Origin of the sequence: Gordonia sp. OPL2 (assembly GCF_003797825.1) — a bacterium.
Classification (GTDB): domain Bacteria; phylum Actinomycetota; class Actinomycetes; order Mycobacteriales; family Mycobacteriaceae; genus Gordonia.
On record NZ_RKME01000008.1, the window covers coordinates 175,086 to 188,068 of the forward strand.

At 67.8% G+C, this 12,983-nt stretch carries 11 protein-coding genes; 4 read left to right on the forward strand and 7 right to left on the reverse strand.

Annotated features, from left to right (window positions below; genetic code table 11):
* Positions 1-5: 5 nt before the first annotated feature.
* The 7 genes from EEB19_RS11145 to EEB19_RS11175 all read right to left on the reverse strand — a co-directional run bounded on the left by EEB19_RS11145 (position 6) and on the right by EEB19_RS11175 (position 8,512).
* Positions 6-950: a glycosyltransferase family 2 protein gene (locus EEB19_RS11145; protein WP_262365581.1), complete on the reverse strand. Its 945-nt coding sequence runs from the start codon at positions 948-950 to the stop codon at positions 6-8.
* Between the two features lie 171 nt (positions 951-1,121).
* Positions 1,122-3,272: a hypothetical protein gene (locus EEB19_RS11150; protein WP_262365582.1), complete on the reverse strand. Its 2,151-nt coding sequence runs from the start codon at positions 3,270-3,272 to the stop codon at positions 1,122-1,124.
* A complete protein-coding gene (locus EEB19_RS11155; protein WP_187586193.1) occupies positions 3,269-4,588 on the reverse strand; it encodes a glycosyltransferase family 2 protein in 1,320 nt (439 codons plus the stop codon). The genes EEB19_RS11150 and EEB19_RS11155 overlap by 4 nt, the downstream gene beginning before the upstream one ends.
* 23 nt (positions 4,589-4,611) lie before the next feature.
* Positions 4,612-5,382: a glycoside hydrolase family 16 protein gene (locus EEB19_RS11160; RefSeq protein WP_187586130.1), complete on the reverse strand. Its 771-nt coding sequence runs from the start codon at positions 5,380-5,382 to the stop codon at positions 4,612-4,614.
* 44 nt (positions 5,383-5,426) lie between these two features.
* A complete protein-coding gene (locus tag EEB19_RS11165; protein ID WP_187586131.1) occupies positions 5,427-6,143 on the reverse strand; it encodes a DUF998 domain-containing protein in 717 nt (238 codons plus the stop codon).
* A complete protein-coding gene (locus EEB19_RS11170; RefSeq protein ID WP_262365583.1) occupies positions 6,140-7,117 on the reverse strand; it encodes a glycosyltransferase family 2 protein in 978 nt (325 codons plus the stop codon). The genes EEB19_RS11165 and EEB19_RS11170 overlap by 4 nt, the downstream gene beginning before the upstream one ends.
* A gap of 111 nt (positions 7,118-7,228) precedes the next feature.
* Positions 7,229-8,512 carry a hypothetical protein gene (locus EEB19_RS11175; RefSeq protein ID WP_187586133.1) on the reverse strand — a complete coding sequence of 428 codons (1,284 nt, stop codon included), beginning with the start codon at positions 8,510-8,512 and terminating at the stop codon, positions 7,229-7,231.
* 164 nt (positions 8,513-8,676) lie between these two features.
* Between EEB19_RS11175 and pstS the strand changes: the two genes are divergently transcribed.
* The 4 genes from pstS (at position 8,677) to pstB (ending at position 12,640) form a co-directional block, all read left to right on the forward strand.
* A complete protein-coding gene (gene pstS / locus EEB19_RS11180) occupies positions 8,677-9,762 on the forward strand; it encodes a phosphate ABC transporter substrate-binding protein PstS (protein WP_187586135.1) in 1,086 nt (361 codons plus the stop codon).
* Between the two features lie 120 nt (positions 9,763-9,882).
* Complete coding sequence (pstC, locus tag EEB19_RS11185; protein ID WP_187586137.1) at positions 9,883-10,911, forward strand: phosphate ABC transporter permease subunit PstC; 1,029 nt, start codon at positions 9,883-9,885, stop codon at positions 10,909-10,911.
* A 1-nt stretch (position 10,912) separates the two neighbouring features.
* The gene (gene pstA, locus EEB19_RS11190) at positions 10,913-11,812 is read left to right on the forward strand and encodes a phosphate ABC transporter permease PstA (protein ID WP_187586139.1); all 900 of its coding nucleotides are present in this window, start codon (positions 10,913-10,915) and stop codon (positions 11,810-11,812) included.
* A 51-nt stretch (positions 11,813-11,863) separates the two neighbouring features.
* Entirely contained in the window at positions 11,864-12,640 is a 777-nt protein-coding gene (gene pstB, locus EEB19_RS11195) for a phosphate ABC transporter ATP-binding protein PstB (RefSeq protein WP_187586141.1), read from the forward strand.
* The last annotated feature ends 343 nt before the right edge of the window (positions 12,641-12,983 follow it).

Consider the following 12,983-nt stretch of genomic DNA (forward strand, 5'->3'; position numbering starts at 1 on the left):
AGGTGTCAGTCGGCGACGCGGGTGGTGGCGGAGTTGATACTCCGTTGCCCGGCTCGTCGCGACCGCCGTTCACGATCGATGGTCCGCAGGACGCGCAGTCCGTCGCTGAACGCGTTGAGATTGCTGCGGCCGTGGATGCGTCGACTCTCGTGACTGCCGACCTCGTGGATGATCAGGTCTGCGCGCGCCATTCGGACGTTGATGATCGTCTCGACCTCGAATCCGTCGCCCCACTGGGCGTCGGTGGCGTCGACGTCGGGCAGGTCGATGACCGGCAGGTGCCGGCGCCAGAAGGCGTTGTAGCCGTAGCAGAGGTCGGCGAACTCGGTCGCGAAGATGCGGTTCACCAGCCAGTTGAGGCCCTTGTTGCCGAACCTGCGCAGGGTGGTGATGTCGTCGCTGCCGCCGCCGAGCGAGAAGCGGCTGCCCTTGGCGAGGTCTGCCCCCTCGATGAGCGTGGCCACGAAGGCGGGGATCTCGGCGGGATCGGTCGACCCGTCGGCGTCGATCATGACGATGACATCGCCGGTCGCGGCGGCGAATCCGCACGCGAGGGCGTTGCCCTTGCCGCTGCGGGTCTGGTGAACGATCACGGCCTGCGGCCAGAGTCGTTGCGCGACATCGACGGTGTTGTCGACCGACGCGCCGTCGACGACGACGATCTCGTCCACCTCGGGCATGCGCTCGGCGACATACGGGAGATTGAGAGCCTCGTTGCGGGTTGGGATCACGACGGTGACCCGGACCGCGTCTCCGCCGAGGGGCGGAGCATCCTCTGCGGGAACGGAATTCGACGGTACGGTGTCCGACGGCACGGTGTCCGAAGACGCGGAGTCGGCGGGTGCGGTCGTGTCGGTGAAGTCGAAGTCCTGCTCGAACTCACTCATGTCGCCGACCGGTGGCGTGGCGACGGCCGGAGCCGCGCCGAGGTCATCAGAAGCGTTGGTCAAGGGAACCCCTCCAAAATCGGGACCGTGCATCTTCAGCGGAATGTCTTCCGAACCCCCGGCCGGACGGTGATGTAGATGATCGGCTGGTCAACATACTATTCTCTTAGGTAATGCTAGCCTAACGCACAGGCTCTTTTGTGTCTCATTTCACGACAGCGATCGCTCCACTGGTCAGCGTGGGCCGGTGCCGGCGTCGTGCCGGAAGATCGCGTTGTCGCCGTTCTGGTACAGCAGTGTCCATTCCGGCGATTCCGACAGCGCCTCCTTGAACAGGTCCACCGAGCCGGGCGCGTACTCCCCGTAGTACTCGATCGAGCGTTCGGACTGGGTGCTGAAGGCAACGATGGTCGGGTGCTCCTGCTGATCGGCACGCCAGTCCAGGAAACCGAGCTGTTCGGCTGTGGGGAAGGAGAATCGGCTCTCGGCGAGGTCGTAACTCAGCGGGTAGTCGAAGTAGGGGTTGGCGAGGGTGAACGCGGCATAGTCGGCCGTGGTCCGACTGGGCATTCCGCCCGGCGTCATCATCATGATCCGCGTACCCGGCTCACTCGAGGCCACCAGCGAGTTCATCACGTCGATCTGCGTGCGCGTCTCCGAGACCAGCGGCCACAGTGCGACAAAGGAATACAGGCCGGCGAGCGAGGCGAGGCACATCCCGGCGGTGGCGACGACGGCGCCGACGGAGCGGAGCACGCCGCGGCGCCACCCATCGAGGAGTGCGACGACGGCAGGGGCGATCAACAGGGAGCAGCCGAGGAGGCTGTACAGGTACACACGGAAGATCGCCTCCCCGCCGTAGCTCTGGCCCAGGAGCAGGCACAGAGCGGAGAAGGCGAGGATGACCCGGGTCAGCACGTGCCGTCGACCCGTGCGCCACGCCCAGATCGCTGCGACTGCGGCCGTCGCGAACACGCCTGCCGACAAGCCGCGACAGATGAGCGAGGTGAACTCCTTGGCGGGTACCCCGGCCGCGGTGATGTTGCTCGTCGCGTTCTCCACCGGGTTGCCGCCGGACAGGATGCCGTAGGGCGCAACGGCGTCGAAGTTCAGCACGAGGTAGATGCCGGCGATGGCGATCATCGCGGCGACGGCCCACCAGGGGCGGATGCGCCGGAAGAACACCAGCAGGGTTGCCGCGCCCAGGAGCCAGAAGGGGGTGAGCTGATGGGTCGGGACGGTCGCGGCGAACGGGATGATCGCCAGAACGGCCATCTGCGGTGCACCCCGGGATGCGAGGAGCAGGGTCAACAATCCGAACGCGAGCAAGAGGGTCCATGCCTGCGGTGAGAAGTAGTCCTGCCCGACCCAGTTGGCCACCTCGGCGATGAACGCTGCGACGAGGGCCACGCGCGGTGTCTGCCCGAGAACCCGTGCGGCCGAGTAGACGATCACGGCCAGCACCACGTGTACGAACGGTGCGAACACGTGCGCCATCGTCATCGGGTCGAGACCGGTGACCTCGGAGAACCACGCGGACGTCACGAAGAAGGCCGGCCACTGGGCGTAGATGTCGGTGCCGTTGGGCTGGATCAGATCGTGGGTGACGATGTAGCGCACCACGCCGATGTGCTTGTAGGTCCAGTCGTAGAGCGGGACCTCGGTACCGAGCCAGGTCGTGACGCGTGCGATGACGATCGCGGCGCCGATCGCCAGGACTGCCGCACCGAGACGGCGTGTGACCGTCGCCCAGACGAATGCGATGGCGGTCAACAGTATCGCCGGGATCAACAGACGTCCGCTGCCCGAGGCGAGCAGTCCGTAGAAGCTCGCATCGGTCCCGGGAAGCGTCGGCAGGGCGATGGCCCAGATGATCAGCGCGATCGCCACGATGACCGTCGGGGGATTGAGTCCGGGAGCGGTGATCACCGCACGGCAGGTGTGTGCTGCGGCTACCGGCCAGGTGCGGACGTCGGGCCACGCACCGGTACGGACGTACCAGACTGCGCTGCTGCCCGCCGACGCCACGCAGAGCAGCACGAGGATTGCCGTGGGTTCCCACCGATACGACCACATCGCGGTGATGGACGCGATGGTCACGATCGCCATGCCGAGCGTGGGGATCGCGGCCGCGCGGGCCGACCGCGGGACCCGCACCCAGGTGGCCAGTGCCGCACCCGGGCCGAGCAGCACGAAGGTGATGACCAGGATCGCCTTGAGCGGGCCGCCGAGCGGAAGCAGGCCGGCGAGTCCCGCCGTCGCGGCGACGAGCGCGATGTCGGCGGGCCGGAATCGGCTGCGCGAGAGCCTCTTCTGATCCACCGGGGTCGACGCCTGCGGACCGTCGTCGTGTTCGACATCGGGCGGATGGATGGTGGCGGTCATGAGTGCTTTCCTGCCAGGTGAGTGTTCGCGGCCGCCCGACGTACACGGGAGCGCCGTCGTCGGCCCTCGCGCCACAGCGCGCTCGGTCCCGCCAGCACGGAGAAGACCTCGACCCGACCCACCGACGAGGGCACGCTGCTGAGGAACTCGGGCGGCGGGGCGGCGATCGCGCCGTACGCGGCCCCCGCCCGTGCCACCGCGCGATGGCGCCTGCGCAGCACCGAGAACGCGAGTCTGCGGTGCTCGCGGGTCACGGCGACCTTGGTCAGCCAGGCACCCAGCCCGACTCCGTAGCCGCGGGCCTGCGACAGGAGTGCGTCGTTGTCGCTGCGATGGCGATGCCAGATGATCGACGACGGTTCCGTCGCGAGTGCGTGCCCGGCGACCAGGACCCGGAAGAACATGTCGAGATCCTCGCCGCCGCGGGTGACGGTGCCGGCGCCGAGCCGTTCGTCGAAGGCGCCCAACGCGATCGCCGCATCCCGACGGATCGCGAAGTTGGCGCCGGTGCCGTAGACGCCGACCTGGAACGGGAACAGCGGGACATCCTCGGGGGGCATCGCCATCGAGTACACGCGCGGTTCGAGGTTGTCGGCCCAGGACACCCGCCAGTCGAAGTAGGCCTGCGGCAGTGTCCGGAGCTCGCCGCTGGGCACGGTGCCGCACACGCACACGACGTCGTCCGAGCGGGAGAAGCCCAGTGCCAGGCCGCGCAGCCATCCAGGATCGGCGACCACGTCGTCGTCGGTGTAGGCGACGAGCTCGTGTCGGGCCGCGCGCAGTCCGGCGTTGCGTGCACTCGACAGGCCGGCCACCGGTTCGACGATCCGGCGCACCCGCTCGTCGGCGATCTCGGCGACGACCCGTTCGGTCGCGTCGGTCGTCGGGGCGTTGTCGACGACGATGATCTCGAAGTCGGGGTGATCGACCAGGAGCAGCGACGCGAGCGCGCCGCGCAGATGGTCCGGCCGTTCACGTGTGCACAGCACCACCGACATGGGCGGGAGCGAGACGTCGTCGACGACGTCGCGATCGGGTGTCGACCGCGTGGGAAGGGGCAGTCGCACACGCCCGTCGGCCAGCGGCGCCTCGACGAAGTGCACCGGTGCGAGTCCGTCGCGGATGAGGATGCGGGCCCGCCCGAAGCCGTCGGAACCCGGTGCGACGCAGACTGCCTCGGTGATGGTGGGATCGTCGCCGGTTGTTCGACCGGTCGCATCGCCGGCATTCGGGTCGGGGTCGGCCGCGAGATCGGCCAGATCGAGGATGCCGATCCAGGTCGCGCCCGGCCATTCGGGAGACCCCTCGACGGACATCGCGGGACGGAGGATGTGGTCGGTCACAGCGCGCTCACCCGCACCCAGTCGACGAGCATGGTGGACGGATCAGGAGTCGACTCGTCGGGCGGTCCGGGCCAGTTGCCACCGACGGCGAGCGTCAGGAGCAGATGGAACGGGGCGTCGAACACCCACTGCGAATCGGCCGCGAGATCGGCAGGGGTGACGACGAACAGGGGAGTGTCGTCGATGCCGGTCTCGATCCGGCCGGGGGACTTGGTCATCCAGTACGTGTGGAACGTGCCCGCGAGCGGAGTGGGCGGCGCCCCGGACGCCGACACGGTCTGTCCGCGCACCGACGACTCCTGCGGAGCGTGGATGCTGCTGTGGAACTCGCCGGCGTCGTTGACTGTCTCGATCACGTCGATTTCCCCGGCTCGTGGCCAACCGACCTGATCGAGGTTGTCGCCGAGAAGCCAGAACGCGGGGTGCAGACCCCGCCCGCCGGGCAGGGAGATGCGTGCCTCGACGCGCCCGTAGGTGACCGACTGTCTGCCCGCGGTGGTCAGCCGGGCGCTGGTGATCGTGGTGCCGTCGTAGCGGGCCGTGATCGCGAGGTGCCCCTCGCCGTCGACCCGGACGTTCGCCAGGTCGTCGGTGTAGACCTGCATCTCGTCGTTGCCCCAGCCGCCGCCCCCGGTCTGGGCCTGCCACGGTGCACCGACCGGCCCTGCGGGGCCGTCGAATTCGTCGGCGAACAACGTTCGACCAACGGATGGATCGGAGGTGGCGTTGCCGAAGGGCAATGCGCACGCGGACAGGCATGCGGTCATCGTGATCGCACCGGCGACGACACCCCATGCGGGGCGCGGCGGTCTCACGCGGGGCCCGGGGTGGTGGCGAGCTCGGTGGTCTCGGCGTCGGCGTCGGCACGGTCCTCGGCGCGGTGTGCGCCGGCCCGGCGTCGGTCCGGTGCCGCGGACGTGCCGGCGACACCGGCCACCAGCAGCCCGACGAGAATGCCGTAGATGATGGCCCGTTCGGTGCCGCCGCTGCCCAGCCAGGCGGTGAGGCCGCCGGCGAAGCAGAAGTAGGCGACGGTCGCGACGCCGCCGCCGATGGTGAGTGCGGTGCGGGAGGTCTTCGGCAGTCGCGTGGGTCCGGAGACCCCGATGAGAAGACAACTCAGGGCGCCGAAGACGTAGAAGACGGTCATCGCGGTGACATGCACTGGGTAGTCGGTCTTCTCGGTGATGACACCGGCGACGACGAGTGCACCGCCGGCGATGGCGAGTGCACCGCCCGCGGGCACGGCGACGGCACGCCGGATCAACCAGGAACCACCGATGACCGCGATGGCCAGGCCGGTGATGACGAACGAGACGTTCATCGCCGGGTACAGCGCGCTGCAGGGCCAGGTGCCCTGCGGGCCGCAGAACGGGATGCCGAGCGGACCGACGGTGTCGGTCCGGTAGGCGTATTCACCGCGCCACGTCGCGGACACGACCCATTCGACGGCGAAGTACTGCAGCAGCACGATCGCGCTGACGCGGGCGACGCGTGGATCTCGCAGGAAGGCGTCGGCTCGGCTCATCGTCGGGAGTCCTCTCGGGGCAGGTCACGCAGGCGGGTGGCGACGGTGCCGACCACGAAACCTCCGGTGGTGGCGGCGAATCCGACGACGAGCGCCAGGGCCCGCAGCGGTCTCCGTCGGTGGAGCCAGAGTCCCGATGTCAATGTCCGGGCGGCATAGGAACGTTCGCTCGACAGCGCGGTCGAGGTGGAGGCGAGGGCGGCGAGCACGGCCTTGGACCGGCCCTCCTGGAAACAGCGGTGCAGGAAGTAACGGATGGTCGCGCGGTCGGCGGTGACCCGGTGGCGGACCCGGAACGCGGTGTCGCGGACGATGTCGGAGGTCGGGAAGTGTTCGCGCAGAGCGATTCCCATCAGGGTCTCCTCGCACCCGGCGGGGAAGGTGCCCCGCCGACCGAGCTGGTGAGAGAAACCGCCGATCACCGTCAGCGCGTCGCGGCGAACGGCCATCGCCGCGCCGATCGGGTTGCGGATGGTCGCACCGTCGGCGGGAAGGCCCCGGTAGTCGCAGCCGACGACCCAACCGAACTCGGACGGGAACCACGATGGTGGGCGGTCGCCGTCCCACTGCGCGTCGACCGCGCCGCCGACGGCGACGAGCTCCGGTCGGGCGAATCGGGTGCGGATGCCGGCCAGCGCCTCCGGTTCCAGCGCGGCGTCGTCGTCGAGGAACACGACGACCTCACCGGTCGCTGCGGCCAGTCCGGTGTTGCGTGCGCCCGAGAGTCCGCGGGTCTCGGTGTTGGGCACGACGTGGACGCCGCGCCGGGTGGTGTCGTCGGTGCGCAGTCGTTCGAGGAGGCCGGTGTTGTGATCGACGACGACGATCACCTCGTCGGCGGCTCCGATCTGAGCGGTGGTGCTGTCGATCGCGGCGCGCAACGCCTCCATCCGATCCGTCGTGTAGCAACAGATGATCACCGACAGGCGGGGGGAGGGGACCGACGGTGACACCGTCGGAGCGGGGACAGACACGAGACCACGGGACTTTCGAGCGCAGGAAGTACAACAGACGTGGTTTACAGTAGCGCATCTCTAAGGGGAGGCTTACCTAGCTAAGGGTTCCCTATCAGAATGTGCTCGACGTCACGCGGTGATGACCCGTTTCGCGTGGTCGGCGAGTCCGGACAGCGCGGAGCCGATCCGCTCGCCGTCGAACACCGACGGGTGGAATGCGGCCGTCACGCAGAGTGCGTTGTCGCCCGACGTCGCCGACGTCACGGTGATCCCCGCAGGCGACACCGGATCGCTGACGATGAGCGTCGCGGCGCGGTCGGGGTCGGTGAAGGGTGAGTACGTCGTCTGTGGGATGCGGCCCACGAAGGAATGCAGCAGGTCGGCGCGCGGTGCGGTGGCGGGGACCGTCCGCGGATCCTCTGCGGCGAGGAGATGTGATCGCCTGGCCAGATGCACCTTGACTGTGCTGACCGCGAGGTTCGCGACCGGACGTCCCATGCGGGCCGCGGCGGTCATCATCGCCTGCAATTCGTCGGCACGTGTCGCGACGTCGAGGGGGAAGGCCAATCCGGCCGAGAAAGAGGCGAGCGTTCCCATCGACGCGGGCAGGTACGGTCGCGCGTCGAACGGGATCGTGACGTCGCGGTTGGTCGCGATGCCCGCATCGTCGAGGGCGGCGAGCAGTGCGCAGGTGTGGATCACGAACATGCTCACGCCTGGCAGGTGGCGGTCCCGGAGCGAACGCAGTGCGGCGACGTCGTCGTCGGACAGTCGGACCGTGCGTGCGTCGGGCGCCGAGTGCGCGATCGTGCGGGTGCGGCCGGCGTCCACCGGCGCGGCGGGCAGTCGTCGGTGATGGAAGCGCGCGAGGTCGACCAGACGTCGAGGGTCGCTGCCGAAGGTCCGGGCGGCCGCCGTCAGCAAGCGCGAGCCGCGCCGACGGTAGGGGTCCCAATGGGTGTCGGTCAGCGGCACCCCGCCGAGCATCACGTCGACGACGGCCTGCGCGAACGCGACATCGCCGAGGCCGTGGCTGAAATCGATGGCGGTGGTATCGCCGGCGAGGACGATCCGCACACCGGCGTCGGGCAATGACCGGACGGTCTCGAGCAGGGTGAGCGGATCCCCGTCTCGGGCGAGGGGAGCCACCTCCGTCACTGAGTCGGCAATGTCGGAAGCCGTTGTTCGCCAACGTATCTGCGATGCCGACGGCACCAGTCCGAGGCGGAAGGCAGGTCCGGCGGCGATCATCTCCCGCAGTCGTCGCACCGCGACGTCGCGTGACGGGAGGGCCATCGGGCCGAAGACCGCCGACGAACGGCGGCGACTGTGCTGGAGATCGACCGCGGCGACCCGGACGGACGAGCGGGATGTGCCCGCCGCGGCATGCGCGGCCGCAGAGAGGATGCTCATGATGATCGCTGACCAGCGTAGCAAAGGGCCACCTTACTATCGTGCCGCGCCCAATTCACCCTCCGTTCACCTGGTGTCGGCAGATCGTCCACCAGCCCGGCCTAGCGTCTCAATTCGGACACCCCGGAGTGCCGGGGTCATCGATCGAAAGGCAACGTGACGCGGTGAAGATCAATCGGAATGGCGCGATGGCGGCAGTGTCGACCATTGCAGCGGTGGCCCTGCTCAGTGCGTGCAGTGGCGGTGGGGATAGCCAGACCGTGAGCGGCGAGGGGTCGACCGCACAGCAGAAGGCGATGGAGCACTTCAGCCAGGTGCTCACCGACAACTCCGACATCGTCCTCGACTACACCGGCAGCGGCTCCGGCGACGGCATCAAGAAGTTCATCGCCGGCGACGTCGACTTCGCCGGTTCGGACTCCGCCCTCAAGGGCGATGAGATCACCCAGGCCAAGGAACGCTGCAACGGCAACGACGCCTGGCACCTCCCGCTCGTCGCGGGACCGGTTGCGATCGCCTACAACGTCGAGGGTGTCGACAACCTCAACCTCAACCCGACGGTTCTCGCCGGCATCTTCGACTCGAAGATCACCACGTGGAACGACCCGGCGATCGCCGCGCTCAACCCGGGTGTGACCCTCCCCGCCGAGGACATCGTGCCGGTCCACCGCAGCGACAGCTCGGGCACCACCGACAACTTCCAGCGCTTCCTGCAGGCGTCGGCGCCCCAGGCGTGGCCGTACGAGCACAGCAAGGAATTCCAGGGCAAGGGTGGTTCGGGTGCCGCCAAGTCCACCGGTGTCGGTGACACCGTGAAGAAGACCCCGGGGTCGATCACCTACGTCGAGTGGGGCTTCGCGACCGAGAACGACCTCGGCGTCGCCGCCGTGGACTTCGGTGCAGGCCCGGTCAAGCTGACCAACGAGACCGCGGGCAAGGCGCTCGACACCGTCAAGTTCAAGACCCCGGGCAGCAAGGACCTCGTGGTCGACACCGACTCGCTGTACGCGTCGAAGGAAGCGGGTTCCTACCCGCTGCTGCTGACCCCGTACTCGATCGTCTGCTCGGCCGGGTACGCCGACGAGGCGACCTCGAACACGCTGAAGTCGGCGTTCACCGAGATCCTCAACCAGGGACAGGACGGCCTCGCCGAGATCGGCTACGTCGCACTCCCGCAGGGTTTCAAGACCACCCTGCAGGGCAGTGTCGACGCACTCGGCCAGGCCTCGGGCGGTTCGAACTCCCAGTGACCACCTGATCGATGTCGCGGGGCCGCCATCTTTTGCGGCCCCGCGACATCGGTTGACAGACTGATACCTGACGATCACGGGAAGTGACCGGCCATGACCAGAGCCGAACCAGAAGGACGCATGACCTCTCTCAGCGAGCAGCAGGGTGAACACCCCGGTGACCCGACGCTGCCCGGGGCCCCCATCGAACCCGGAGGCGACACCGAGGGCCTGCGTTCGGGCAAGAGCAGCCGACTGGGCGACCAGATCTTCCGTACCCTCTCGGTGGGTTCGGGCATCCTCGTCTCGGTCATCATCGCGCTGATCGCGCTGTTCCTGCTGGCGCAGGCGATCCCGTCGCTCGCGAAGAACACCGCGAACTTCTTCACCTATCAGGGCGAGTGGATCACCACCGGAACCGAACTCAAGTTCGGCATCCCTCAGCTGTTCTACGCGACGGTCGTGGTCTCGGTCATCGCGCTGATCCTCGCGATGCCGATCTCTCTCGGCATCTCGATCTTCCTCACCGAGTACGCGCCCAAACGGCTCGTCGGGCCGATCACCTACACCGTCGACCTCCTGGCCGCGGTGCCGTCGATCGTGTACGGCCTCTGGGGCATCCTCGTGCTCGGGCCCGCGCTGGTCCCCGTCAACGAGTGGCTCGTCGGCCATCTCGGCTTCCTGCCGTTCTTCCAAGAGCCCACGCAGGTCGCCAACATGTCGACCGGCGGCACGCTGCTCACCGCCGGCATCGTCCTGGCGGTGATGATCCTCCCGATCATCACCGCGGTAACCCGCGAGGTGTTCATCCAGACGCCGAAGGGGCACCGCGAGGCCGCGCTGGCGCTCGGCGCGACGAAGTGGGAGGTCGTGCGGGTCGCCGTCCTGCCGTTCGGCTTCTCCGGCTACATCAGCGGCTCGATGCTGGGCCTCGGTCGTGCACTCGGTGAGACCATGGCGCTGCTGCTGATCATCTCGACCGCCGGACCCATGAACTTCAACCTGATGGAGAGTGGCGAGACGTTCGCGACGAAGATCGCCAACAACGCGGCCGAGTTCGACTCACCCGCCAAGACCGGTGCCTACATCTCCGCCGGCCTCACCCTCTTCGTGCTGACCTTCCTCGTCAACGCCGCCGCCCGCGCGGTGGTCACCGGAAAGAAGAAGTGACATGTCCGTGACCACAGAGAACCCGGGCACTGACCCGGTCAAGACCCGCCCGGCCGGATTCATCCCGCTCTCAGCACGCCGCAAGATCGGCAACAGTGCGGCCGGCGTGCTGGTCACCCTCGCCCTGCTGATCGCGCTGGTCCCGCTATTCTGGCTGGTCATCACGCTCGTCGCGCGGGGCATCGAGCCGATCCTCGATCCGGACTGGTGGTTCCGTGCCGAACGCTACGGCGGCGCCGCGAACGCCATCGTCGGCACGTTGATCCAGACCGCGCTGGCCGCGGTGATCTCGGTGCCGCTGGGCATCTTCGTCGCGATCTATCTGGTGGAGTACAGCAACCGCAAGTCGCTGCTGGCCCGTGTCACCACCTTCATGGTCGACATCCTCTCCGGTGTTCCGTCGATCGTCGCCGCGCTGTTCGTGTACGCGGTGTGGCGCACCACGCTGGGACTGCCGCGGTCCGGCTTCGTCGTCGCGATCGCGCTGGTGCTGCTGATGGTGCCGCTGGTGGTCCGGGCCACCGAGGAGATGCTCAAGATCGTCCCGCAGGATCTGCGCGAGGCCTCCTACGCCCTGGGCATCCCGAAGTGGAAGACGATCGCACGGATCGTGTTGCCGACGGCCATGTCCGGCATCATCACCGGCGTCATGCTCGCCATCGCCCGCGTGATGGGCGAGTCCGCACCGGTGCTGATCCTGGTCGGCGCGACCCGGGCGATGAACTGGAATCCCTTCGACGGCAACCAGGAGTCGTTGCCGCTCATGATGGTTCAGCAGTACAACAACGGGCCGAGTGCCTTCGACACCGTCTGGGGTGCCGCGCTCACCCTCGTCATCCTCGTCGCGATCATCTACTTCGGCGCCAAGGTCGTGTCCAAGGTGTTCGCCCCCAAGGGCTGACCGACCGACCCGGCAGAACCCGACCACTTCTCGACCACGAACGGACAGATCATGGCCAAGCGCCTCGACATCAAAGACCTGAACATCTATTACGGTGCCTTCCATGCGGTGAAGGACGTGAGCCTCGAGGTTCCGCCGCGCTGCATCACCGCCTTCATCGGGCCCTCCGGCTGCGGCAAGTCGACGGTGCTGCGGACCCTCAACCGCATGCACGAGGTCACCCCCGGGGCGTACGCGCAGGGCAAGGTGCTCCTCGACGGCGAGGACATCTACGCCAAGGGCATCGACCCGGTGAGCGTCCGGTCGACCATCGGCATGGTCTTCCAGCGCCCCAACCCGTTCCCCACGATGTCGATCCGCGACAACGTGGTCGCCGGTCTGAAGCTGCAGGGTGTCCGCAGCAAGTCCCAGCTCGACGATGTCGCCGAGCGCAGCCTCAAGGGCGCGAACCTGTGGGAAGAGGTCAAGGACCGTCTGGACAAGCCGGGCGGCGGCCTCTCCGGCGGTCAGCAGCAGCGTCTGTGCATCGCGCGTGCCATCGCCGTGTCGCCGGACGTGCTGCTGATGGACGAGCCGTGCTCCGCGCTCGACCCGATCTCGACGCTGGCGATCGAGGATCTGATGGGTGAGCTCAAGAAGGAGTACACCATCGTGATCGTCACCCACAACATGCAGCAGGCGGCTCGCGTGAGTGATCAGACCGCGTTCTTCAACCTCGAGGGCGTCGGTCAGCCGGGTCAGCTGGTCGAGATCAACGACACGGAGACGATGTTCTCCAACCCCGTCAAGAAGGAGACCGAGGACTACATCTCGGGACGCTTCGGCTGATCGGACCGCGGCTGGTTCATCGGCCACAGCACGGCATCTGCGCCGGGAGTCGGATCATCGGCTCCCGGCGTTGCTCTGTGTGAGAGCGGGGACTTCGGTTGCGATGTGGGCGTCGCCCTTCGTGACGACCCTGCGCTGGCGCTCCGGGTCTCCTCAGGGATCTTCTGCTGACGGCGGTTTACGGTCCCTGAGGAGCGAGCTTGCGAGCGGTTACGGTCCCTGATCCGAAGAGTTCGGTGAGGTGAGTTGGGTAGCTGACCCCCTGGGGCATGCTGGAATGGGGTCGGTGGTTGCGACCCTGGTTGGCCGGTGTTTGGTTAGGCGACGTCTCGGGGTTCGATGG

Coding starts and splice junctions, on each gene's coding strand:
- EEB19_RS11150 (WP_262365582.1), bottom strand. CDS start 3,272: ATGACCGCCACCATCCATCCGCCCGATGTCGAACACGACGACGGTCCG.
- EEB19_RS11155 (WP_187586193.1), bottom strand. CDS start 4,588: ATGTCCGTCGAGGGGTCTCCCGAATGGCCGGGCGCGACCTGGATCGGC.
- EEB19_RS11160 (WP_187586130.1), bottom strand. CDS start 5,382: ATGACCGCATGCCTGTCCGCGTGCGCATTGCCCTTCGGCAACGCCACC.
- EEB19_RS11165 (WP_187586131.1), bottom strand. CDS start 6,143: ATGAGCCGAGCCGACGCCTTCCTGCGAGATCCACGCGTCGCCCGCGTC.
- EEB19_RS11175 (WP_187586133.1), bottom strand. CDS start 8,512: ATGAGCATCCTCTCTGCGGCCGCGCATGCCGCGGCGGGCACATCCCGC.
- pstC (WP_187586137.1), top strand. CDS start 9,883: ATGACCTCTCTCAGCGAGCAGCAGGGTGAACACCCCGGTGACCCGACG.
- pstA (WP_187586139.1), top strand. CDS start 10,913: ATGTCCGTGACCACAGAGAACCCGGGCACTGACCCGGTCAAGACCCGC.
- pstB (WP_187586141.1), top strand. CDS start 11,864: ATGGCCAAGCGCCTCGACATCAAAGACCTGAACATCTATTACGGTGCC.